At 69.8% G+C, this 23,422-nt stretch carries 20 protein-coding genes; 5 read left to right on the top strand and 15 right to left on the bottom strand.

The genetic code is table 11. From position 1 onward, the window contains the following. From ACEI37_RS02420 to ACEI37_RS02410, 3 genes are all read right to left on the bottom strand, one after another. Positions 1 to 1,146 (bottom strand): thiolase family protein, encoded by a 1,146-nt coding sequence (locus ACEI37_RS02420; RefSeq protein ID WP_373377157.1) that lies wholly within the window; start codon positions 1,144 to 1,146, stop codon positions 1 to 3. Positions 1,147 to 1,175: 29 nt separating this feature from the next. Beyond that, positions 1,176 to 1,529: a Zn-ribbon domain-containing OB-fold protein gene (locus tag ACEI37_RS02415; RefSeq protein WP_373377156.1), complete on the bottom strand. Its 354-nt coding sequence runs from the start codon at positions 1,527 to 1,529 to the stop codon at positions 1,176 to 1,178. A 197-nt stretch (positions 1,530 to 1,726) separates the two neighbouring features. Beyond that, positions 1,727 to 2,569: a LysR family transcriptional regulator gene (locus ACEI37_RS02410; RefSeq protein WP_373377155.1), complete on the bottom strand. Its 843-nt coding sequence runs from the start codon at positions 2,567 to 2,569 to the stop codon at positions 1,727 to 1,729. 842 nt (positions 2,570 to 3,411) lie between these two features. Between ACEI37_RS02410 and ACEI37_RS02405 the strand changes: the two genes are divergently transcribed. Further along, positions 3,412 to 4,185: an SDR family NAD(P)-dependent oxidoreductase gene (locus ACEI37_RS02405; protein ID WP_373377154.1), complete on the top strand. Its 774-nt coding sequence runs from the start codon at positions 3,412 to 3,414 to the stop codon at positions 4,183 to 4,185. Here ACEI37_RS02405 and pdeM read toward each other — a convergent pair. The 8 genes from pdeM to ACEI37_RS02365 all read right to left on the bottom strand — a co-directional run bounded on the left by pdeM (position 4,170) and on the right by ACEI37_RS02365 (position 15,675). Next, entirely contained in the window at positions 4,170 to 4,889 is a 720-nt protein-coding gene (gene pdeM / locus ACEI37_RS02400) for a ligase-associated DNA damage response endonuclease PdeM (RefSeq protein ID WP_373377153.1), read from the bottom strand. The genes ACEI37_RS02405 and pdeM overlap by 16 nt on opposite strands. Beyond that, positions 4,886 to 7,591, bottom strand: coding sequence for a ligase-associated DNA damage response DEXH box helicase (locus ACEI37_RS02395; protein WP_373377152.1), 2,706 nt, complete (start codon positions 7,589 to 7,591; stop codon positions 4,886 to 4,888). The genes pdeM and ACEI37_RS02395 overlap by 4 nt, the downstream gene beginning before the upstream one ends. Next, on the bottom strand, positions 7,588 to 9,261 hold the full coding sequence (locus ACEI37_RS02390; protein WP_373377151.1) for an ATP-dependent DNA ligase: 1,674 nt from the start codon (positions 9,259 to 9,261) through the stop codon (positions 7,588 to 7,590). The genes ACEI37_RS02395 and ACEI37_RS02390 overlap by 4 nt, the downstream gene beginning before the upstream one ends. Then, positions 9,258 to 10,361: a ligase-associated DNA damage response exonuclease gene (locus ACEI37_RS02385; protein ID WP_373377150.1), complete on the bottom strand. Its 1,104-nt coding sequence runs from the start codon at positions 10,359 to 10,361 to the stop codon at positions 9,258 to 9,260. The genes ACEI37_RS02390 and ACEI37_RS02385 overlap by 4 nt, the downstream gene beginning before the upstream one ends. Positions 10,362 to 10,595: 234 nt before the next feature. Continuing rightward, on the bottom strand, positions 10,596 to 12,041 hold the full coding sequence (locus tag ACEI37_RS02380) for an NAD(P)/FAD-dependent oxidoreductase (RefSeq protein ID WP_373377149.1): 1,446 nt from the start codon (positions 12,039 to 12,041) through the stop codon (positions 10,596 to 10,598). 16 nt (positions 12,042 to 12,057) lie between these two features. Then, complete coding sequence (locus tag ACEI37_RS02375; RefSeq protein ID WP_373377148.1) at positions 12,058 to 12,459, bottom strand: nuclear transport factor 2 family protein; 402 nt, start codon at positions 12,457 to 12,459, stop codon at positions 12,058 to 12,060. A gap of 140 nt (positions 12,460 to 12,599) precedes the next feature. Further along, a complete protein-coding gene (locus tag ACEI37_RS02370) occupies positions 12,600 to 14,162 on the bottom strand; it encodes a PLP-dependent aminotransferase family protein (RefSeq protein WP_373377147.1) in 1,563 nt (520 codons plus the stop codon). 76 nt (positions 14,163 to 14,238) lie between these two features. After that, on the bottom strand, positions 14,239 to 15,675 hold the full coding sequence (locus ACEI37_RS02365; RefSeq protein ID WP_373377146.1) for an amino acid permease: 1,437 nt from the start codon (positions 15,673 to 15,675) through the stop codon (positions 14,239 to 14,241). A gap of 334 nt (positions 15,676 to 16,009) precedes the next feature. On the opposite strand from ACEI37_RS02365, the gene ACEI37_RS02360 reads away from it, so the two are divergent. Genes ACEI37_RS02360 through ACEI37_RS02350 form a run of 3 tightly spaced genes read left to right on the top strand, consistent with a single transcriptional unit; the run spans position 16,010 to position 19,653 of the window. Further along, positions 16,010 to 16,858: an IclR family transcriptional regulator gene (locus tag ACEI37_RS02360; protein ID WP_373377145.1), complete on the top strand. Its 849-nt coding sequence runs from the start codon at positions 16,010 to 16,012 to the stop codon at positions 16,856 to 16,858. A 48-nt stretch (positions 16,859 to 16,906) separates the two neighbouring features. Further along, on the top strand, positions 16,907 to 17,935 hold the full coding sequence (locus tag ACEI37_RS02355; RefSeq protein WP_373377144.1) for an AAA family ATPase: 1,029 nt from the start codon (positions 16,907 to 16,909) through the stop codon (positions 17,933 to 17,935). Further along, the gene (locus ACEI37_RS02350; RefSeq protein ID WP_373377143.1) at positions 17,932 to 19,653 is read left to right on the top strand and encodes a cobalt chelatase; all 1,722 of its coding nucleotides are present in this window, start codon (positions 17,932 to 17,934) and stop codon (positions 19,651 to 19,653) included. The genes ACEI37_RS02355 and ACEI37_RS02350 overlap by 4 nt, the downstream gene beginning before the upstream one ends. Positions 19,654 to 19,666: 13 nt before the next feature. On the opposite strand, the gene ACEI37_RS02345 is transcribed toward ACEI37_RS02350, so the two are convergent. The 4 genes from ACEI37_RS02345 to ACEI37_RS02330 form a co-directional block, all read right to left on the bottom strand. Further along, entirely contained in the window at positions 19,667 to 19,996 is a 330-nt protein-coding gene (locus ACEI37_RS02345; protein ID WP_111517149.1) for a 2Fe-2S iron-sulfur cluster-binding protein, read from the bottom strand. Between the two features lie 33 nt (positions 19,997 to 20,029). Continuing rightward, positions 20,030 to 20,347, bottom strand: a complete 318-nt coding sequence (locus ACEI37_RS02340) for a ferredoxin (RefSeq protein ID WP_373377142.1) — start codon at positions 20,345 to 20,347, stop codon at positions 20,030 to 20,032. A gap of 1 nt (position 20,348) precedes the next feature. Continuing rightward, positions 20,349 to 20,684: a 2Fe-2S iron-sulfur cluster-binding protein gene (locus ACEI37_RS02335; RefSeq protein ID WP_373377141.1), complete on the bottom strand. Its 336-nt coding sequence runs from the start codon at positions 20,682 to 20,684 to the stop codon at positions 20,349 to 20,351. 61 nt (positions 20,685 to 20,745) lie between these two features. Beyond that, the gene (locus ACEI37_RS02330) at positions 20,746 to 22,284 is read right to left on the bottom strand and encodes a hypothetical protein (RefSeq protein ID WP_373377140.1); all 1,539 of its coding nucleotides are present in this window, start codon (positions 22,282 to 22,284) and stop codon (positions 20,746 to 20,748) included. A 317-nt stretch (positions 22,285 to 22,601) separates the two neighbouring features. Here ACEI37_RS02330 and ACEI37_RS02325 point away from each other — a divergent pair, with 317 nt between their 5' ends. Continuing rightward, positions 22,602 to 23,369 (top strand): sulfite exporter TauE/SafE family protein, encoded by a 768-nt coding sequence (locus ACEI37_RS02325; RefSeq protein ID WP_373377703.1) that lies wholly within the window; start codon positions 22,602 to 22,604, stop codon positions 23,367 to 23,369. The last annotated feature ends 53 nt before the right edge of the window (positions 23,370 to 23,422 follow it).

Raw genomic sequence — 23,422 nt, 5'->3', positions numbered from 1 at the left:
TCAGACTCCCAGCAGGTGGACGGAGGAGGCGGCGTGGTCCACGCCCGCGATGCCGCCGCCGGTGCATTGCGTCAGGCCGACGCGGGCCTCCGCCACCTGGCGTGCGCCGGCGCGGCCCTGCAGCTGCCACAGGATCTCGACCATCTGCGCCACGCCGGTGGCGCCCAGCGGATGGCCCTTGGCCAGCAGCCCGCCGCTGGGGTTGACCGGCACGCGCCCGCCCAGGCGCGTCGCGCCAGACTTGAGCAGCGCCACGGCGTCGCCGCGCGGCGCCAGGCCGAGGGCCTCGTAGTAGAGCAGCTCGGCGATGGTGAAGGCGTCGTGCAACTCGACCACGTCGACGTCCTGCGGCCCGAGCCCAGCCTGCACGTAGGCCTGGCGCGCGGCGCGCGCGGTGATCTCGGCATCGAGGATGTCGTCGTCGGCCTCTTCGCGCATGCCCGACACCACCACCGACGACAGCACCTTCACCGGCCGCGCCTGCGCCGGACGGTGCGTGCCTAGCACCAGCGCGGCGGCGCCATCGACCTGCGACGGGCAGCATTGCAGCAGCGTCAGCGGATCGGCAATCATGCGCGAAGCCAGCACTTCTTCGACCGTGGTGGTGTTGCGCTGCTGCGCGTACGGGTTGAGCGACCCGTGGTGGCGGTTCTTGACCGCAACCTCGGCCAGGTCGGCCGGCCGGGCGTCGCGCTCGTACAGAAAGCGCGTGCCGCGCATCGCATAGACCGCGGGCAGCACCATGCCGGACCTGGCATAGAGCTCGGTCTTGTGGTCGTTGCGCTGCAGCGGGATGGTGCCGCCGCCGAGCGCCGTGAGCTGCTCGATGCCGAACACCAGCACCGTGTCGTATTGCCCTGCCAGCAGCGCGTGCCGCGCCAGGTGCACGCCGGTGGCGCCGCTGGCGCAGGCGTTCTCGACGTTGTAGACCGGGATGCCCTTGAGCCCCAGGTCGCGCACGATGAGCTGGCCCAAGATCATGCCGCCGAGCACGTTGGCGCAGTAGACCGCCTGGATGCGGCCGGCCGGCACGTCGGCGTCGGCCAGCGCCTTCAGGATGGCCTGTTGCGCCAGTTCCGGCGCCAGCACGCCGGGATGGCGGCCGAACGGCGTCATCGCGCCGCCGTAGATGTAGATGTCCTGCATGGTGCTTACCTTTTCCTTCTCTCGATCGTTCAGGCCGGGACGGCTTCGAACACATAGCCAAGCTCGGCGTCATGCCGCGGCGCGTAGCGCGCGCCGATGACCGGGCGCGCCGCGCCCAGCAGCCGACCGAAGATGCGCACCGGACCGACGAAATCGACATAGCCGAGCGCGTAGGGCGGCTGCCCGGTCTTGGGCCCGGGGTGGATCACGGTATAGCTGTAGAGCGTGCCGGTGCCGGTGATGGCGACGCCTTCATGGCCCTCGGCCAGCGGCGAGTCGGCGGGCAGCGCCGGGAAGATCCAGGCGCCGGTGGCGCGCTCGCGCGAGGCAAGCAGATGGGGAACGGGTTCCGCGCTCCAGAGCGGATAGGGCTGGTCTGACATGGCTGTCTCCTGCGGTTGGGCCTGGTGTAATGGTTGTCGTCGGCGGGCCCTGCGACAAACGATATTTCAGGCGCTTTCGCTTGAGCAAAAATCAAGCGAAAGGCAACGGCAAGGGCGATGGAAGGGAGCGGGAGTCAGGACCGGGAGAAGGAGAGGGCGCTTCTGGCCGCTGGTGCATGCGGGTGGGTGGCGTGGCATCAGGCCGGCGACGGACGTCTCAGTCCACCACCCCCACCAGCCGCGACAAAGATTGCTCCGCGCCGCGCGAGGCCGCCACCACGAAGTCGATGAAGCGCCGGACCCCGCACCGGCATCTGGCTGCGGTGCGGGTAGTACATGTATAGCCCGACCTGGCTGCTGCTGTATCCGGTCAGGATTGCCCTGAGCCGTCCGCTGACCAGGTCGGCATGGACCATGTAGGCGGGCAGCTGGCCGATGCCGATACCGGCGCGGACCGCCTCGACCTCGGTTTCCACGTCGTTGAAGCTGGCCACCGCCGGCAGCTCCTGGTACACCAGGTTGCCGTCCACCTGCAGTTCCCACGGCACCATGCGGCCGGTGGCGGGGCGGCGGAAGCCGGTGCACTGGTGCCGCGGCAGGTCGTCGAGCCTGGCCGGCTCGCCGTGCCGCGCCAGGTACTCCGGCGCGGCGCAGATCACCAGCGGCAAGTCGCACAGGCGCCGCGCCACCAGGTTCTGACTGGGGCTGGTGCCGACGCGGAAGCCCACGTCGATCCTGGCTTCGACCAGGTCGGTGAAGAGGTCGCTCAGCACCACGTCGAAGCCGATGCCGGGATGCTGGTCGCGGAAGCCCTTGACCAGCGGCACCAGCACGCGGCTGCCGAGCGACGGCGGCGCGGTCAGGCGGATCAATCCGTCATCGTCGCCGCGGCTGGCGCGGACCTGCTCGAGCGCTTCGTCGAGCTGGCGCATGCCGGGCGCGGTCAGTTCGAACAGCCGCGCGCCTTCCTCGGTCAGGCTGAGCCTGCGCGTGGTCCGGTGCAGCAGGCGCACGCCCAGATGGGCCTCGAGCGTGCGCACCGCCTTGCTCGCCGCCTGCGGCGTGACACCGGCCTCGACCGCGCACGCCGGAAGCTGCCGGCGCGCACCACGCCGAGGAAGAGGGTGAGGACCCGGGCCTTGTCCATGACTGGCAACCAGAGGTTGGGAAGGCGCCCATCATAGCGCCAGTCATGACCACGCAGGCGGCCAGGCCGCTAGTGTTCCACCAGGCGCTCGATGCGGAACGGCAGCTCCCGTCAGGCGCGGCGCCACGCCGCCGGCCGATGCCTTGCCGCAGTTGCAGCAAGCGCCGCCGGCCCCCATGTCATGCGTTTGTAATTTAGACCCTGTCTTTCCTTGTAATCCATGGATTCGTGGCGCGCGCAGCGTGTGCTGGTGCCTGCAACGGTCGCTGGTGCGCCGCCCGATGCACCGGCAAACCAAGGCACGAATGTTGCGGCATGTCCTGACAGCGATGGGTTTATCGCTGGCCCGAGAGTCATGTGACCGGGTCGACCATCCACCCGCCACAAGGCGTCGGTTGAGGCCGCGTCGGGACCTTTCGGACAAGGAGAGCTGTCATGAATATCGTCTGGCTTGTTGGGGCCGTAGTCATCATTCTCGCGGTACTCAGCTTCTTCGGCCTGCGCTAGGCCACATCGCGTAGCGTACCGCGCAGCGCCACCGGCATGCCTGCCGCGGCGTGCGCGTATCGCGGGCATCGGACGATGCCCTTGCTGCAGTGCGGCGTGGCAGCGCCACGCCCGCTTCTCTGTTCCCTTTCCCCTTGAGCAATTTCATCTGTTCCGACGACGAGCTTTTGCGCCTGTCCAGCCAACAATGTCCGGCCAAGACAGCGACAAACCATCGAGGAGACAGACATGAGCAAGCATCCGTTCGACCTGACCGGCAAGGTGGCACTGGTGACCGGCGGCAATGGCGGCATCGGCCTCGGCATGGCAGAAGGGCTGGCCGCGGCCGGTGCCGATATCGCGATCTGGGGCACCAACGCCGACAAGAACGCCGCTGCGGCGGACCGCCTAAGCCGGCACGGGCGCAAGGTGCATACGGAGCTTTGCGACGTGGGCGACGAGCAGGCGGTCGACGCGGCGATGGCGCGCACGGTGGCGGCGCTGGGACGCATCGACGGCTGCTTTGCCAATGCCGGCGTGGGCAGCGGCAGCAAGGGACCTTTCGACCAGATCCCGACCGAGGCCTGGCGCCGGACCCTGCGCGTCAACCTGGACGGCGCATTTTTCACGCTGCGCGCGGCGGTGCGGCAGATGCTGGTGCAGGGCGAGGGCGGCGTGCTGTGCAGCACGGCCTCGGTCGCCGCTATCGAAGGCGCGCCGCGTGCCGAGCATTACGCCGCCACCAAGGGTGGCGTGATCTCGATGATGCGCGGGCTGGCCGTCGAGTATGCGCGCAAGGGCATCCGCGCCCATTCGATCCTGCCGGGCTGGATCAAGACCGAGATGACCAGCGCGGCGCAGGGCAACGATGCCTTCCAGGAGATGGTGCACAAGCGCGTGCCGATGCGCCGCTGGGGCGAGGGCAGCGACTTCGCCGGCATCGCGGTCTACCTGATGAGCCCGGCCTCGGCCTACCACACCGGCGATACCTTCGTCATCGACGGCGGCTATACGTTGTTCTGACCGCTGTTCTGACGCCTGGGGCCCACCGGCCAGACCCTGCCGCCGCCGACCACATAGGCGCGCTCGTCGGCCTGCGGCCGCACCGTGGCATGGCCGGTGAAGGCGCCGAACGCGGGCAGGATGGCGCCGCGCGGCCCGAACAGAAAACAGGGCAGGCGCAGGCTGTCGGCGCCGCTGCCGCGCAAGCGGCAGGCCGGGTGCAGGTGGCCCGCCAGCACATAGCCCAGCGGTGAAGTGCCGGGCATATGGCATAGCGCAAACGGGCCCGCCACGGCTGGCTCCGACACCACGGCAATATCAAGCGATGCGGGCGGATCGCCGGCGCGCGCGTCGTGGTTGCCGCGCACCAGCGTGCAGCGCAAGGGCGAGGGCAATTCTTGACGCCAGTCGTACAGCGCCTGCAATACCGACGGCGTGCGCGACGCGCGCGCGTGCAGGAAGTCGCCCAGGAACACCAGTTCATCCACAGGTAACTGCCGTACCAGCCGGGTTAGCAGCGCCAAGTTGTCGCCGGTGGTGCCGTGCGGCACCGGCTGCCCCAGCGCGCGGAAGGCCGCGGCCTTGCCGAAGTGGACGTCGGCCACCATCAGCATGCCGGCCGCCGGCCACCACAGCGCCTGTTCGGGCAGCAGCCACAGCGTTTCGCCGGCGGCTGAAACTGCCAGCGCGCCGCCCTGCTGCAAGGTGCGGACGTCGGGATTCATAGCAGCGGCAACGGCTTCGACGGCTTGCGCGGGCGCCGCGGCCGGCGCGCGGTGCGGGCAGATGGGCCGGCATGGTCGGCCATGCCGAAGCGCGCGGCTTCGGCCACGGCATCGGCCATCACCCCGGCCGGCATGCCGGCGGCTTCGCCGGGCTCGGGCCCGGCCGCCAGTTCCAGGTCGGCCAGCATCCGGGCGATGCGATCGGCAAGCTTTTCGGTGCTGAGCTTCTCGCGCAGGAATTCGACGACCAGCGGGAACGACAGCGGCGTCGGCCGCTTCAGCGCGTGCAGGTCCAGCTTCAGCGCGGACAGCCGCTCCAGCGTCGCGGCGAGCCGGTGCGCGTCCAGCTCCTGCATCAGCACTTCGCGTTCGGCCTGGCCCAGCAGCAGGTTGGCGGGATCATGCTTGCGGAAGACCTCGTAGAACAGGCTGGAGGAGGCCTGCAGCTGGCGCGCGCTCTTGGGCGCGCCGGGGTAGCCCTGGAAGATCAGCCCGGCGATGCGGGCAATCTCCCGAAAACGCCGCAACGACAGCTCGCCCGCGTTGAGGCTGCCCAGCACGTCCGCGGCCAGGTCGCGCCGGCGCTCGTCGGCCAATACCTGCGGCAGCCAGCGGGACCACTCCACCGGCGCCGACGCCAGCAGTTCGAGCCCGTAGTCGTTGACCGCCACCGAGAACGTGGCCGGCACCTGTTGTCCCAGCCGCCATGCCAGCAGGCTGCCCAGTCCAAGATGGACCGAGCGCCCGGCGAACGGGTAGAGGAACAGGTGCCAGCCCTCGCGCGAATGCAGCGATTCAGCCAGCAGGGTATGGCGCGAGGGCAGCGCCGACCATTGTGCCTGCAGGTCCACCAGCGGCTGGATCAGCGGCAGTTCTGGCGTGTCGCGCGGATCCAGCCGGCCCGCCGCGGCGGCGGCGAGCGTGTCGATCACGGCCTCGGCCAGCTCGGTCGACATCGGCATCTTGCCGCCGTTCCAGCGCGGCACCACCGGGCGCCGGCCGGTCGCGCGGCGCACGAAGGCGGTCATCTCCTGCACCCGCACCAGCTCCAGCAGCCGGCCGCCGAACAGGAAGCAGTCGCCGGGCGCAAGCCGCGCGATAAAGCCTTCTTCCACCGAGCCCAGCGAGGCGCCGCCGCTGCCAGCGCGGCTCCAGTAGCGCACCTGCATGGTGGCGTCGCTGACGATGGTGCCCACGCTCATGCGGTGGCGCCGCGCCAGCCCCGCATCCGGCACGCGCCAGACGCCGTCGTCGTCGGGCACCGCGCGGCGGAAGTCCGGGTAGGCCGACAGCGTGGCGCCACCCTGGCGCACGAAGTCGAGGCACCACTGCCATTCCTCGCCGGTCAGGCTGCGGTAGGCCCAGGCGGAGCGCACCTCGGCCAGCAGCGGTTCGGGCCGGAAGCCGCCGCCCAGCGCCACCGTCACCAGGTGCTGCACCAGCACGTCGAGCGGTTTGTCGGGCGACTCGCGTGCCTCGATCCGCCCCGCCTGCACCGCATGCCGCGCGGCCACGGCCTCGACCAGTTCCAGGCTGTGCGTGGGCACCACCGTTACGCGCGAGGCGCGGCCCGGCGCATGGCCCGAGCGCCCGGCGCGCTGCAGCAGGCGCGCCACGCCCTTGGGCGAGCCGACCTGCAGCACGCGCTCCACCGGCAGGAAGTCCACGCCGAGGTCAAGGCTTGAGGTGCAGACCACAGCGCGCAGGGCGCCGTTCTTCAGGTTCAGCTCGACCCATTCGCGCACCGCGCGGTCGAGCGAGCCGTGGTGCAGGGCAATCTCCCCCGCCCAGTCCGGCCGCGCGTCGAGCAGCGCCTGGTACCACAGCTCGGCCTGCGAGCGCGTATTGAGGAACACCAGCGTGGTGCCGCTGTGCGCCAGTTCTTCGACCACGTGCGGCAGCATCGACAGGCCCAGGTGGCCGGCAAACGGGAAGCGGCTGGCGCTGTCGGGCAGCAGGGTGTCGATCACCAGTGTCTTGGGCGTATGGCCATGCACGAGCACGCGCCGCTCGTCCGGTATGCCGCTCAGCAGCACGTCGGCCGCGTGCGGCAGGTTGCCGAGCGTGGCCGACAAGCCCCACACCATCAGCGCTGGCTGCCATTGCCGCAGCCGCGCCAGCGCCAGCTGCACCTGCACGCCGCGCTTGTTGCCGAGCAGCTCGTGCCATTCGTCGACCACCACCATGCGCACGCGCCGCAGGGTGTCGTGCGCATCGGCACGGGTCAGCATCAGCGTCAGGCTTTCGGGCGTGGTCACGAGGGCGGTCGGCAAGCGCCGCTGCTGCGCCGCGCGCTCGGCGCTGCCGGTGTCGCCGGTGCGCAGCGCGACGGTCCAGTCGAGGTCCAGCTCCGCCAGCGGCGCCTGCAGCGCGCGCGTGGTGTCGGCCGCCAGCGCGCGCATCGGCGTCAGCCACAGCACGGTCAGCGGCGGTGCGGGCTTGTCGTGCGACGGGGCCGCGCGCGGCGTGGCGAACGCCATCAGCGCGCCCAGCCATGCCGCATAGGTCTTGCCGGTGCCGGTGGTGGCATGCAGCAGTCCGCTCTGGCCCCGCGCGATCGCGGTCCACACTTCGCGCTGGAAGGCGAAGGGCTGCCAGCCGCGCGCGTCGAACAGCGCCTGCATGCCCTGGGCCACGGTCAATGGATGCGGGGTGGGCGCCGGGTCGATCGCGGGCTGGCGCGCGCCGCGCGGCGGGCTCATGCCGCATCCTCCCGCGGCGTGCCGGCAACAGGCAGCATCGCTTCGAGCGTGGCCAGCGTGTCGGCCTCTTCGATCGGCTTGTCGGTGCGCCAGCGCAGCATGCGCGGAAAGCGCACCGCGATGCCGCTCTTGTGGCGGCCGCTGCGGGCAATGCCTTCGAAGCCGAGCTCGAACACCTGGGTCGGCTCCACGCTGCGCACCGGGCCGAACTTCTCCACCGTGGTGCGGCGAACGATGGCGTCGACCGCGCGCATCTCGGCATCGGTCAGCCCGGAATAGGCCTTGGCGAACGGCACCAGGGCGCGGCCCGGCGTACCGGGCGGGCCGTTCCAGACCGCGAAGGTGAAATCGGTATAGAGGCTGGCGCGGCGGCCGTGGCCGCGCTGCGCGTAGACCAGCACGGCATCGACCGAGTACGGGTCGATCTTCCACTTCCACCAGACCCCGACATCCTTGGTGCGTCCCGCGCCATAGGCCGCGTCCGCGGCCTTCAGCATGAAGCCCTCCACGCCCAGCTCGCGCGAAGCGTCGCGCAGGCGGGCATAGTGCTCCCAGCTGTCGGCCTCGACCAGCGGGCTCAGTTCCAGCGGGGGGTGGACGTACGCCGCCACCACTTGTTCCAGCTGCGCACGGCGCTCGGCTTGCGGGCGGGTGCGCCAGTCTTCGCCCTGCCACTCGAGCAGGTCGTACGCCATCAGGATCGCCGGTGCCTCGCGCAGCAGCTTTGCGCCCAGCGTCTTGCGGCCGATGCGCTGCTGCAAGAGCGCGAACGGCTGCACGCGGCCCTGCTGCCAGATCACGATCTCGCCGTCGAGCACGGTGCCGTCCGGCAGCGGCGCGGCGGCTTGCTGCAGTTCCGGGAAACGTTCGGTGATCAGCTCCTCGCCGCGCGACCACAGCCAGGTCTGGCCGCCGCGCCGTACCAGCTGCGCGCGGATGCCGTCCCACTTCCACTCGACCAGCCACGCGCCGGGCGCGCCCAGCACGGTGTCGAACTGCTCGGCCGGGGCCTGCAGCGGATGGGCCAGGAAAAATGGATACGGCTGGCCGCCGGCGCGCAGCGGGCGGTCGTCTTCGTCCTCGGGCGCCAGCAGCGCCAGGAACCGCGCCGCGTCGGGCCGCGCCGACAGGTCGGTGTAGCCGACCATGCGCTCGGCCACGCGCTTGGGGTCGATACCGGCCACCTCGCCCAGCGCGCGCGTCACCAGCAGCCGCGACACGCCCACGCGGAAGGCGCCGGTGATCAGCTTGAACAGCACCAGCCGGCCATGCGCATCGAGCGGGCGCCACAGCGCATCGAGCCGCGGCATCAGCGCTTCCGGCGGCAGCCCGCGCAGCGGCAGCAGCCGTTGCTCGACCCATTCGGCCAGCCCGGCGTGGTCGGCATCGCGCGGGTCCGGCAGCAGCAGCGCGATGGTTTCGGCGAGATCGCCGACGGCCTGGTAGCTCTCTTCGAACAGCCAGTCGGGCAGGTCCGCGGCCTGTCGCGCCAGATCGCGCAGCAGCGACACCGGCACGATCTGGCGCGGCTTGCCGCCGGCCAGGAAATAGACGGCCCAGGCGGCATCCTCGGGCGGCGCGGCGCGCAGATAGTCGACCAGCGCGGCCAGCCGGGCCTTGGTGGACGTGGTGCCGTCCAGCGCGGCGTAGAGCTCGGCGAAGGCCTTCATGGCGCGGCCTCTTGCTGATCCGTTTCCGTGGACGCCGCCGCGTCCGGGCGCGCGGCTTCATCGTCGTCGCCGTATTCGGTGTCGAAGGCCTGCGCCTGCCAGCCGCGTTCGTTCAGATAGCGCACCATCACCGGCACATTGCCGTGGGTCACGATGATGCGGCCGGCGCCGGTGGCGCTGATGGCCTGCATCAGCCCCGGCCAGTCGGCATGGTCGGACAGCGCAAAGCCGCGGTCGACGCCGCGCCGGCGGCGCGTGCCGCGCAGCTGCATCCAGCCGCTGGCGAAAGCATCCGAGGCATCGCCGAAACGCCGCAGCCACGGCGAGCGCTGTGCCGACGGCGGCGCCACCACCAGCGCCTGGCGCAGCAGCGGGCTGCGCGCCGGCAGTTCGGTGGCCAGCGCCATCGGCGGCAGCTCGACGCCGGCCTCGGCGTAGGCGGCGTTGAGCTGCGTCAGTGCGCCATGCACGATCACCGGCCCGGGCATGCCATCCGCGCCGGCATGCCGCAGCAGGCCGTGCAGGATGCGCTGCGCCTTGCCGAAGGTATAGGCGTAGACGATGCTGGCGCGCCCGGCGCGGACGTTGGCCTGCCACCAGTCGAAGATCTCGGCCATCAGCGTCGCCTGCGGCGGCCAGCGGTAGATCGGCAGGCCGAAGGTGCTTTCGGTGATGAAGGTATCGCAGGGCACCGGCTCGAACGGGTCGCAGGTGCCGTCGGCTTCCAGCTTGTAGTCGCCCGAGGCCACCCAGACCTGGCCGCCATGCTCCAGCCGCACCTGCGCGGAACCCAGCACGTGCCCGGCCGGATGCAGACTCAGCGTGACGCCGTGGTGCGTGATGCGTTCGCCGTAGCGCAGGGTATCGAGCTGGATGCCGGGCAGCCGCGCCAGCAGCACGCCGCGGCCCGGCGCGGCGCACAGGTAGTGCGCATGGCCGAAACGGGCGTGGTCGGAGTGGGCGTGCGTGATGACGGCGCGCTCGACCGGACGCCATGGATCGATGTAGAAGTCGCCGGGCGGGCAATAGAGCCCTTCCGGCCGGGCGACGATCAGGTCGCCGGGGCGGGCGGAATCCGGGAATTGCCGGGTCGTGTCCAAGCGTGCCTCCTGATGCACTGCGGCCGGCGCGCGGCCGCGATGCTCCCGCGGAGGGAGACCTGGGCATCATACTGCGCGGCGTTGCCGGGTGTGGAGGCGGTGGGGGCTGGTTCGGGTGTCGGTGGGGGTCTGACAAGCGGCGGGCAGCTCCCCTCTCCCGCAAGCGGGCGAGGGGAGCGATCGCGACGGGCGGCAGGGATGGCGTGCGCTTTCAGCCGGCAGCCGCCAGACTGCTTACAACACGTCGTCCTTCATGTGATACCAGTGATACAGCACCCGCTGCCCCAGCCTCCGGAACGGTGCAAACATCTGCGATTCCACCATCTCGCGCACGTTCGGGAACGGCAGCGGCGACCGGAAGATCGGCAGTTCCGGCAGCGCCGACGACTTGCCGGCGATCAGCGCGGCCAGGCGCTTGCCGGCCTGGGCGGAATACATCACGCCGTTGCCGCCGTAGCCCATGGCGTAGTAGATCGACTGCGCGGGGTCGGGCTGGGTGATGCGCGGCATCATGTCGTGGCTGACGTCGACCCAGCCCCACCAGGAATAGTCGATCTGGATGCCCTGCAGCGCGGGGAATTTGCGGTGCATGTCGGCAATCAGCTTCTGCTTGTACTGGTCCTGCGGCGCGTCGTTGCCGGTGATGGCGCTGCGGCTGCCGATCTGCAGGCGGCCGTCGGGCATCAGCCGGTAGTAGTGGCGCAGGATGCGGGTGTCGGTGATGACCTGCGTGGTGCGGAAGTTGCACGCGGCCAGTTCGTCTGCGGTGAGCGGGCGCGTGACGATGGAGTTCGACAGGATCGGGAACAGCCGGTTCTTTAGCTCGCGGTGCAGCGACTGCGAGGTGTAGCCGCCGGTGGCCACGCCCACGGCGCGGGCGCGCACGATGCCGCCGGGGGTGCGCAGGTAGTGCACGCCGTTGCGTGTTTCCCAGGCGGTCACGGGGCTGGACGGATGCACCCTGGCGCCCAGTTCGCGCGCGCGGCGCAGGTAGCCGAAGGCGAGCTTGCCGGCATGGATGCCGATGCCTTCGGGTTCGTGCATGGCGCCGGCGGCTTCCTTGTCGTCGACGTATTCGCGCCGCACGGTGTCGGCATCGAGAATGCGCGCGTCGTAGTTGAACACCTCGCGCAGGATCTTTGCTTCCTTCTCCAGCGCGGGCATCACCTTGTCGCGGTGCGCGATATAGAGGTGGCCGCCGGGCTGCGGATCGCAGTCGATATTCTTGATCAGGCCCTTGAAGGTCTCCATGCCGTCGCAGACTTCCTGGTGCAGCCGCAGCGCGGTATCCAGGCCGTAGCGCTGGATCCACTGCGAGCGCTTGAGCCGCCCCGAGGCGCATTGCGCCTGGCCGCCGTTGCGCGTGCTGCAGCCCCAGCTGACGCGGTTGGCCTCGAGCACGGTGGCCTTGATGCCGTATTCCTGCGCCAGGAAGATGGCGCAGGTCAGGCCGGTGAAGCCCGAGCCGATGATGGCGACGTCGACGTCGATGTCGTGGGTGATCGGGCCGTCGTCGGCGGGCGGCTCGCCGGCGGTGCCGATCCAGTAGGTCGGGGCGTATTCACGGCCGTGGCCGGGCGTGGGCGTGTGCAGCGGATCGTAGGCGGGGTCGTACGGCCGGGTCGGCGCGGTCGACTGCTCGCCGGCCAGGAGGCTGCTGCGGGGAGCTACGGCTTGCATGGCGCGTCTCCTCGCTTCAGGCCGCGGCTACCACCGGCGGGCGGTCCTTGCGGTAGGCGTTCTTCACCGCGATCTTGCCGCTGCGGAAGGTGAACACGTCGACCATGCGCGCCTCGATGCGGGCGCCGTCGGCGCGGGTGCCGCGGAAGGTGGATTCGCTGACGCCGCGGTCGCCGACGACGAAGTGGTCGCCATCGACCCATTGCGCATCGGGGAAGGTCTGCCAGGCCAGCTGGAAGCCTTCGCGCACGGCCTCGCGGCCGACGAAGCTGCGGCCCAGCAGGTCGGGACCGGCCACGCCGTGGAACACGCAGTCGTCGGCCATGCAGGCCATCAGCGCGTCGATGTCGTGGCGGTTCCAGGCGTCGTTGAAGGCTTGCAGCAGTTCGATGCCGGCGGCGGTGTTGTCCTTGGACATGGCTTGGTCTCCGTGAGTGTTGTGGGCCGGTCCGTGGGGAACCGGCCATGACTCGAGCATAGGGAAACCGGCCGCGGCGCTGTAGCGCCAGTTCGGGACTATCGCTTGGGCCAGCGGCGCCAGCGCGGCCCCGGCCCTGCTCAGGCGGCGGGGCGGGCCCGCGAAGTGACGGCGGCGGGGGCCGTTGCGCTGCCGGCCGTGGCCTGCAGTTCACGCGCGACGCCGGCCAGCACGCGGATGCCGGGCTCGATGCGGTCCAGCGAGATCGACGAGTAGCCCAGCCGGAAGCCGTTGCGCGGCGCGGGCTCGGCCATGAAGAAGACGCTGCCGGGCTCGATCAGCACGCCTTGCAGCTCCGCCAGCCGCGCCAGCGCGTCGGCGTCGAGCCAGGACGGCCCTTCGATCCAGCAGGAGGCGCCGCCGGCGATCGGCACTGCGTGGAAGTCAGGCATATGCGCGGCCAGCGCCGCCAGCACCGCTTCGGCGCGGTCGCGGTGCGCCGCGGCCAGCCGGCGCAGGTGCGCGTCATAGTGGCCCAGCGACAGGAACAGCGAGAAGGCGCGCTGGATATACGCCGACGGATGCCGCAGCATCAGCCGGCGCGCGCCGCGCAGTTCGGCGATCAGCGCGGCGGGGCCGACGATGTAGCCGATGCGCAGGCCCGGCGCCAGGCTCTTGGACAGGCTGCCGACGTAGATCACGCGGTTGCTGCGGTCCAGGCTCTTGAGCGTGGGCGTGGGATCGCCCTCGAAGCGGCTCTCGGCCTCGTAGTCGTCCTCGATCAGCACGAAGTCGGCTTCCTCGGCCTGGCGCAGCAGCGCCTGGCGCCGCGCCAGCGGCATGGTGACGGTGGTCGGGCACTGGTGGCCGGGGGTCACGTAGACGTAGTCGCAGGCGCGCTGCGCGTCGGACAGCATCAGGCCCTCGTCGTCGACCGGCAGCGGCACCAGGTGCGAGGTGTGCGAGCCGAAGATATTGCGCGCGTCCGGATAGCCGGGGTCCTCGATGCCCACCGGCGTGTCGGGGCTGACCAGCAAATCGGCCAGCAGGTAAAGCGCCTGCTGCGCGCCCACGGTGATCACGATTTCGTCGGTGCCGGCCCAGACCCCGCGGCGCGGCAGCACGCGGGTGCGGATCTGCTGCACCAGCGACTCGTCGTCGCGCAGGATCATGTCCTGGGCCCAGTCGTGGATGTCGAGCACGCTCAGCGCCTTCAGGCAGCATTCGCGCCAGTCCGCGGTGGGGAACAGCGCCGGGTCGTACTGGCCGTAGATGAAGGGGTAGGGATAGTCGCGCCAGTTGGCGCGCTTGACGATATTGCGCTGCTGCGTGGGACGGAACACGAAGCGCCGTTCCCAGTCCGGCTCGCCGCCGCGCGCGGGCACCGGCTCGCCGCGCAGCGAGGCCACGCCGCTGACGCGGGTGCCCAGGATCTCGGGATTGACGAAGTAGCCGCTGCGCTCGCGCGCCACCAGGTAGCCCTCGTCGACCAGCTGCTGGTAGGCCAGCACCACCGTGTTGCGCGCCACCCGCAGCTGCGCCGACAGCTCCCGGCTGCTCGGCAGCGGCTCGCCCTGCGGCAATTGCTCGTCGAGGATGGCCGAGACCAGCATCTGCCGGATCTTGCCCTGCAGGCTCAGGCCCGACAGCGCGTGCTGCTGGAACAGCTGGGACCACATGGTGGCGGGGGACTTGAGGCTCATGGTGCGGGGGCAATAACAGCGACACTGCAAACGACACAGCGCGCCAGCTTACTGCACTGGCGCGCCGCGTGGCACATCAATACTTGTGGAGGTCAGGCCCTGGCATCTCGGCCAGCGGCACTACCGGCTCGGCGCCACGGCGAAACAGTTGCCGCGCGCCGTAGGCAAGCAGCAGGATCAGCAGGCTGATGACCCCGAGCGCAAGCGGCGTGCGCTGGTCGGGGATAAAGGCCATGGCGACCACGATGCCGAGCATGCCGAGGATCGCGACATAGGTGAGGTACGGGTAGCACCACATGCGCACGCGCAACTGGCCGGGGGCCTCGCGCTCCAGCCGCGAACGCAGGCGCAGCTGCGAGATCGCGATCAGGATGTAGACGAAGATCGCCACCGTGCCGTACGAATTCACCAGGAAGGCGAACACCGTATCCGGCGAGACATAGGACATCACCACCGCGCCGTAGCCGAACAGCGTCGCCACCAGGATCGCGCGCACCGGCACGCCGTTGCGGCTGACGCGGGCCAGCGACTGCGGCGCGTCGCCACGGCGGGTCAGCGCAAACAGCATGCGCGACGACGCGTACAGGCCCGAGTTGAGCGCCGACAGCACCGCGGTCAGCACGATCGCGTTCATGATCTGCGCGGCCGCCGGCACGCCCATCACGTTCAGCGCGCTGACGTAAGGGGTGGCGATGCCGGTGGAGTTCCACGGCACCAGGCAGACCACCAGCAGGATCGAGCCGACATAGAACACCAGCACGCGCGTGATCACCGAGCTGGTGGCCTTGGCCACCGCCTTCTGCGGCTCGGCGGTCTCGGCCGCGGCGATGGTGACGATCTCGGCGCCGAAGTAGAAGCCGGTGGCCGCCACCGCGCCGGTCAGCACCGGCACGATGCCGTTGGGCATGAAGCCGCCGTTGGCGGTCAGGTTGGCCACCTCCATGCCGTGCGACCCGGGGGCCAGGCCCAGCACGTAGACGCCGGCGACGAACAGGAACACCATGATCGCGGCCACCTTGATCGAGGCGAACCAGAACTCGAACTCGCCGAACGACTTGACCGAGACCAGGTTGGTCAGGGTCAGCATCACCAGCAGCACCAGGCTGATGATCCAGTTGGGCACGTCTGGCAGCCAGTAGCGCACCAGGTCCGCGCCCGCCACCGCTTCCAGCGCCACCACGATGACCCAGAAGTACCAGTACATCCAGCCGGTCAGGAAGCCGGCCAGGTTGCCGACCGCCGGGCGATCGCGCCAGGCTTCGCGTGCATACTCGTAGAAGCCGCCGCCGCCGGGCATGGCGCAGGCCATTTCGCCCAGCATGCGCATCACCAGCACCACCAGCAGGCCGGTGATCAGGAAGGAAAGGACCGCGGCCGGGCCGGCCGACTTGATGACGACGCCGCTGCCGACGAAGAGGCCGGCGCCGATCACGCCGCCGAGCGCGATCATGGTCATGTGGCGTTGCTTGAGGCCGTGGGATAGTCCGTTGCCGGACGGTGATTGTTGGATCATGTTGTGTCTCCTGTGCTGCGCTTGCTGTCGGTACTGCGTTGCAGCCAGTCCAGCGTTTAAGGCAGGCGCCACGGCTTCTCTTCGGTATAGGCGGCAGGGCAGTAAATGCCAGCCTGGGCCGTGGTCGTTCAGTATTTGCAATCCCCGGGAGAGGTTGGCCTATCCGTACATGTCGACTTGTCTCCGGTGTTCGCTTAAAAAATGGAACCAAAAGTTCCAAAAAATTATTGTTTAACCGGAATGTAGGCCGTCCGAGCGGGAAGGTCAACCAGAAGTTTCGATAATTGATATGATTTGACTCTGAAAATGAAACTTACCTATGATGGAGCCAGGCATGAACGATATGCGCCTCGCCAAAAGTGAAGCCAGGCCGGACGGAGACACGCCGGCGCTGCGCTTGTTCGGCCTGCTCGAGGTCATCGCGGAGAAGGACCAGTCCTTCAACCTGCAGGCGCTGGTGGAAGAAACCGGCCTGCCCAAGCCCACGCTGCACCGCATGCTGCAGCAGCTCGAGGCGGCCGGACTGATCCAGCGCAACGGCGACGGGCGGCAATACGGCACCGGCCTGCGGCTGCGCCGGCTGGCGGAGAACCTGTTGCTCAACAGCACCTCGCACGGCGCGCGCCACATGGTGCTGCGCCGGCTGGTGGAAGAGGTGGGCGAGAGCTGCAACCTGACCGCGTTCTCCGGCGGCGAGGTGCTGTACCTGGATCGCGTCGAGACCGCGGCGCCGCTGCGCTTCTACCTGCATCCGGGTTCGCGCGTGCCGGCGCACTGCTCGGCCACCGGCAAGCTGTTCCTGGCGCAGCTGGCGCCGGCGCAGCGGCAGCGGCTGCTGGCCAACGTCGAGCTGGAACGCTACACGCAGAACACGCTGACCGACCATGGCCAGCTCGAGGCGGAACTGGAGCGCGTGAAGCGCGACGGCTACGCCATGGACGATGAGGAATTCCTGCCGGGGCTGGTGTGCATCGGCGTGCTGGTGCCGGCTGCCGACGGCGGCAAGTCCAACCTGGGGCTGGCGCTGCAGGCCCCGGTGATGCGCGTGCCGCGCGACAAGGCAGTGCAGCTGCTGCCAGCGTTGCAGCGGGCGGCGGCGGCACTGGCGAAGATCGAGGCCGACAGCGCCGGCCACTGGCAGGGCGGCGCCGAGGCCACGGACGCCGCGGAAGAGGACGAATAGCGCACGGCGTCACGCGGCATTGCTCCGCTTGCCGCCGTGCCGATCGGCATGGATGGCGAGAAGCCACAAGGCAACGAGGAGCACAAGGTGACGCAAGAGCAGTTTGGCAAGCCGGACCGGATGATTCCGGTGCGCAGCGTGTTCGGCATCGATTCCGGCCTGATGGTGCCGGCCTTCAGCCAGCGCGACGACCACGTGCCGGAGATCGATCCGGCCTACCGCTTCCAGCCCGAGGTGACGCTGGCGATCCTATCCGGCTTTATGCGCGACCGGCGCGTGATGGTGCAGGGCCTGCACGGCAGCGGCAAGTCGACCCATATCGAGCAGGTGGCGGCGCGGCTGAACTGGCCCTGCGTGCGCGTCAACCTGGACGGCCACATCAGCCGGCTCGACCTGGTCGGCAAGGACGCCATCGTGGTGCGCGACGGCCGCCAGGTCACCGAGTTCCAGGAAGGCATCGTGCCGTGGGCGCTGCAGCGCCCGGTGGCGCTGATCTTCGACGAATACGATGCAGGCCGGCCCGACGTGATGTTCGTGATCCAGCGCATCCTGGAGCGCGACGGCAAGTTCACGCTGCTGGACCAGAATCGGGTGATCCGTCCCCATCCTTCGTTCCGTCTCTTCGCCACCTCCAACACCGTCGGGCTCGGCAACGTCAACGGCCTCTATCACGGCACGCAGCTGCTCAACCACGCGCAGATCGACCGCTGGAACGTGGTGGCGACGCTGGACTACCTGCCGCATGATGAAGAGGCCGGCATCGTGCTGGCGCGCGTGCCGGAGCTTGACGACGCCGACGGGCGCGCGCTGGTCGATGCCATGGTGGCGCTGGCCGGCCTGACCCGGCGCGGCTTTGCCGCGGGCGATGTGTCGGCGCTGATGTCGCCGCGCACCGTCATCAGCTGGGCCGAGAACTGCCAGATCTTCCGCGATCCCGCGCTCGCCTTCCGGCTGACCTTCCTGAACAAGTGCGACGAGGCCGAGCGCCCCGTGGTGGCGGAGTACTACCAGCGTTGCTTCGGCCACCTGCCGGGCGAGGCCGCGGGCGTCAGCACCGCGTCGGAGCCGGCGCAATGAATGCCGCGGCGCTCGCACAGCGCTTGCGCCGGCGCCAGCGGCAGGATGAGCTGTCCGGCGCGGCCGTGCGCGCGCTCACCGGCGATGCGGCGCTGCATTTCCGCGACGGCCAGCTGTGGCGCGCGTTGCGTCCGGTGCCGCAGCATGCGCCGCACCTGCGCACCGATCCGGACACCGACACCGCTGCGTGCCTGCGCGGCGCCGCCGATGGCGCCGCGCTGCGCCAGGCGCATTCCGACGCCCCACTGCATCGGCGGCTGTGCCCGGCCGATGCGGTCGAGCGCCTGGTGTTCGAGCTGCTCGAGCAGCTGCGCTGCGAGACGCGCCTGCCGCGCGGCATGGCCGGGGTGGAGGCCAACCTGCGCCATCGCTTCCTGGCATGGTCGCGCGCCTTCCATCGTTCCGGGCTGACCGACGGGCATCTCGGCATCCTGCTCTATACCGTAGCGCAGGTGGCGTGGTCGCGCCTGAGCGGCGAGCCGGTGCTGGAAGAAACCGAAGACCTGATCGAGGCCACGCGCGCTGCCATCGTGCCGATGCTGGGCACCCCGCTGGCGGGGCTGCGCGCGCAGCGTCACGACCAGGCCGCCTACGCAGCGCATGCACTGGCGCTGGCGCGTGCGGTGGCGCAGATGATCCGCACCGAAGCGCCCGGCGCCGGCGAAGACGACGACCATGCCGCCTCCGCCGCGCGCGCCGGGTTTGCGCTGTGGCTCGACTTCGACGAACCGCCCGCGGAGGACTTCGCCCTGGCGGACAGCGGGCATAGCCGCGTGCTGGCCGACGCCACCGACGGCTACCGCATCTACACCACCCGCTACGACCGCGAAGTGCGCGCCGCCACGCTGGTGCGGCGCGCGTTGCTGGACGAGTACCGCACGCGGCTGGACGCGCGCATCGCGCGCGCCGGGGTCAACCTCGCCCGGCTGGCGCGCCGCCTGCGCGCCGCGCTGTCGCAGCCGCGCGTGGACGGCTGGTCGTTCGGCGAGGAAAGCGGCCGCATTGACGGCCGCCGGCTGGCGCAGCTGGTCAGCTCGCCCGCGGAGCGCAGGCTGTTCCGCCAGGAAGCGCACAAGGCCCATGCCGATTGCGTGGTCGGCTTCCTGATCGACTGCTCCGGCTCGATGAAGGCGCAGGCCGAGCCGCTGACCCTGCTGGTCGACCTGCTCACCCGCGCACTGGACCAGGCCGGCGTCGCCACGGAGGTGCTGGGTTTCACCACCAACGCGTGGAACGGCGGCCGCGCGCGCAGCGACTGGCTGGCGCGCGGCCGCCCGCAGCACCCGGGCCGGCTCAACGAGACCTGCCACATGGTATTCAAGGACGCGCAGCGCAGCTGGCGCCGTGCGCGCACCGACATCACGGCACTGCTGAAGGCCGACCTGTTCCGCGAAGGCGTCGACGGCGAGGCGGTGGAGTGGGCCTGCGCGCGCCTGCATGCCAGCGGCAAGGCACGCCGCATCCTGGTGGTGGTGTCCGACGGCAGCCCGATGGATACCGCGACCGGGCAGGCCAACGACGCCTGCTACCTCGACAACCACCTGAAGGCCGTGGTGGCGCGGCACGCGGCGCTGCGGGATGTCGAAATACTTGGTGTGGGGGTCGGCCTGGACCTGAGTCCTTATTACCGGCACACGCTCGCGCTGGACCTGTCGCAGCCGGTGGATATGGCGATGCTGGATGAGGTCGCGGGGCTGGTGGGGGCCAGGCGGCGCTAGCGGCGGTGCCCGCTTATTCGTCGCTGGCGGCGGCCGGCTGCGGCCGCCCGGCCATCGCCTTCGGCTGCCACGAGACCGCGACATCGCCGGCCATGAAGGTCTGGCATGCCAGCCGGAAGCCATCGGCCAGCTCCGCTTCCGTCAGCAGCTTCCGCTCCTTTGGCTTGACTGCATCGGTATGCTCGCGGCCTTGCTCGATGCGGCACTTGCAGGTGCCGCACAGGCCGCCGCCGCATTTGAACGGGATGCCGCCCTGTTCGCGCAGCGATACGCGCAGCAGGTTGCTGTTGGCCGGTGCCGTGACGGTCTTGCCGTGGTTGGTGAGGAAGGTGATCTGGATCATGGCGATAGATGCCTGGCGGGCAGGCGTGAGACTTCAGGCGCGGCCGTCCGCGGCAACCGGCACGGCTACCAGTGCGATATCCATGCTGCCGAAGCTGGCCAACTGGCGCAGCGCGTCGCGGGCGGCTTCGAGCGTGGCGTACTTGTCGAGGAAACGGGTCGAGACCAGGTTGACGATGCCTGGCGGCGTTTCCTCACGTACCCGGATCTTGGTATCGGCGGCCAGTTCGGCAATGACGAAGCGCGCGGTGGGCTTGCCGTAGAAGACGTAGTCGTAGGCCTCGACGGCGGTCATGCCGTCGGTGGGTTCGGTACGGAACTGGCCGGGGCGGCTGGTCAGCAGCACGAACATGTCAGGCCCCCGCGCTTGCCCCGGCCAGCGCGGCCGCGGCCGGCACCTCGTCCTGGGCCAGTTCGATGTCATGCTCGATCCACAGCTGGCAGGCCAGGCGATAGCCTTGTTCGAGCCTTTCGCCAAGCTGCTTCTTTTCCTTCCAGTTGGGCGGCGGCAGGTGCTCGGCGCCGGCGATCACGCGGCACGCGCATTTCGAGCACTTGCCCATGCCGCATTCATAGCGCAGGTTGGGGTAGGGGAACTGCCGGATGCCGGCGCGGACCACCAGGTTGGTGTTGGGGCCGACCTCGTCGGTAAAGGTCTGGCCGAACTTGTGCAGGATGACTTTTGGCATCGTTGGTCTGGGCAAGGGTCGCGAAACAGGTCAGGGAAATTCGTCGCGGTGCTGCGTCCGCCTACGACCACAGCACCATCGCCGCCACGGTGGAGCAGGCCAGCCCGATCAGCACCGGGATCAGCAGCGCGCGCACCGCTTCCAGCACCGGCACGCGGGCAAAGCCGGCCACCGCGATCAGCGACGACCACGCCACCAGCGTGCCGCCACCGGTCCAGACCGCGCCCATCTGGCCGACCGCCGCCAGCGTTGCGGGGTCGAAGCCGACCACCGGGCCCAGTGCGCCGGCCAGCGTGCCGGTCAGCGGCAGGCCGGCGAAGCCGGAGCCGTCGATGCCGGTGATCATGCCGACCAGCAGCACGCCGAAGGCGACCAGCATGTGGTTGTCGGGGATCAGATGCTGGTAGGCCTGGATCAGCTCGAACAGCAGGCTGGGCGCCTTGCCCGGCGGCAGGCCCAGGATGTGCGCCGCGGTCTCGCCGGCGCCGACGAAGAAGAAGCCCGCGATCGGCAGCACCGACCCCATGGCCTTGAAGGCGAAGACGAAGCCGTCGGTGATGTGCTCGGGGCAGACATCCAGCATGCGGCGCGGGCCTTCCGCGGCCAGCGTCGCCAGCATCATCAGCACCGCCGCGACCCCGCCCACCAGCGCGGCCGCTTCGCCGCCCTTCAGGTCGTGCACGCCGGCGCCGAGCTTGGGCAGCACCATCACCGCGACCACCGCGAGAAAGGCCAGCGGCGTCACGATGGCAAAGCACTTGGACCACTTCACCCGCCGCCGCGCGACCATCGACAGGCTGGCTTCGATATTGCTGTCGGTGCCGAGCGGTTCGGCGTGGGCGGTGCCCTTCGCGATCTCGGCCTTGTCGAAGGTGATGCCGCCATCGATGGCTTCGGCGCTGCCGCCGGCGCGCGCCTGCCAGCGGTCGAGCAGCGTGCCGCAGGCCGGCACGATGTGCTTGCGCATCGACAGGTAGGCCAGGCACAGCGCGATGCCGCCCGTGATCAGCGACAGCGCCAGCGCGCGGTCGGCCACCACCGCGGCGCTGACCGCCGCGCCGGCAGCCTTGGCGCTGATGCCGGGCGCGACGCCGATCACATAGTCCGACGACAGCGCCATGCCTTGCCCGGCGATGGCAATCGCCATCGCGCCCGCCAGCGGCGGCAGTCCGGCTGCGATCGCGGCCGGCAGCAGGATGGCCGACACCAGCGGCACCGCCGGCGTCGGCCAGAAGAACAGCGAGATCAGGTAGGTGATGCCGGCCAGGATAAAGAACGCCGAATGCCCGTTCTTCATCACCACGCGGAAGGGCTCGACCATGCGGATGTCCGAGCGCAGCGTCTTGAGCGCATTGAGCAGCGCCGTCATGAAGGCGATCACCAGGAAGATGTTGAACAGCTCCCGCGCGGCGACCAGGCTGGCCGAGAACACCCCCGCCAGTGCCGACACCGGGCTGCCGGTCAGTGCAAACACGACCAGGGCGGTGCCGACGATCGAGGGGACGACGACATTGGCGCGCAGGATCATCGTCAGCACGATGACTGCTACCCCTGACAGATAGATCCAGTGCGCGGCACCGATCACGACTTGTTGTGACATGAAGACTCCCTGGGGGCGGAGGGGTTTGAGGGCGGTTCGCTCGGACTGCGTTGGTCCGTGTCGGTATACTATATTCCAGTGTCGTCACGCGCCAAGCGAATTTTCATCGGGACTTACGCGGATTCCGGATCGGTGCAATGTGCCTGTGAGCCGCACATTTATTGGGATTGCAGGGTTGTCGGGTGCTGTGCAATGGTGCATTGGCCCGGCCGCGCGTTGCTCATAGCCACGCCAATATGTAGACTGTATACAAACAGAGCTCTCTAGAAACGCGTGATGCGCTCCAGCCGTCTTGCCGCCATGCTGTTCCCATGCCCATGACCGACGCCATGCCCGCCGCCTTGCTGACGCTGCTGCCTCCAGGCCTTTCCGCTCCGGACTACCTGTGGATGGGCGCGCTCATCCTGGCCGGCGCATGCCTGCAGGGCGTGGGCGGGATCGGCTTTGCCATGCTGTGCGCGCCGCTGGGCGCGATCTTCTTTCCGGAACTGGTGCCGGGGCCGCTGCTGGCCATGGGTTGCTGCCTGTCGCTGATGGGCGCGCTGCGCGAGCGCGAAGCCATCGTCTGGCCGGTGGCAGGCTTTGCCCTGGTAGGGCGAGCAGTAGGCGGCGCGGCAGCGGTGCTGACCATCGCGTGGCTGGCGCCCGGGCCGTTGGCAGTGCTGTTCTCGCTGTCGATCCTGGCTGCCGTAGCGCTGAGCCTGCTCGGCTGGCGCCTGCTGCCCGCTCCTCGCAACGTCGTAATTGCGGGCACGCTGTCCGGCTTCATGGGGACCATCACCTCCGCCGGTGCGCCGCCGTTCGCGCTGGTCATGCAGCACATGGCGCCCGCGCCGATGCGCGCGACCATGGGCACCATCCTGTCGGGCGGCGCCGTGCTGTCGCTGGCCATGCTGACGCTGGCCGGGCGCTTCGGCATGCCGCAACTTTTACTGGCACTGGCGCTCGCGCCGTTCCTGCTGGCCGGCTTCGCGCTGTCGAACCGGCTGCGCGGGCGCGTTTCCGCCCAGGCCGTGCGCCGCTTGCTGCTGGGCCTGTGCGCAGCCGGCGCGCTGGGCGTGCTCGGCCGCGCGGCGTTCGCCTGAGACGGCGTGCCACACGGATTTTCTCGCTTTGCAACTAACCCACCAGCGGAGTT

It is taken from the genome of Cupriavidus nantongensis (genome assembly GCF_041726985.1).
GTDB lineage: Bacteria > Pseudomonadota > Gammaproteobacteria > Burkholderiales > Burkholderiaceae > Cupriavidus > Cupriavidus nantongensis_A.
This window is presented reverse-complemented; position numbering and strand designations above follow the sequence as displayed.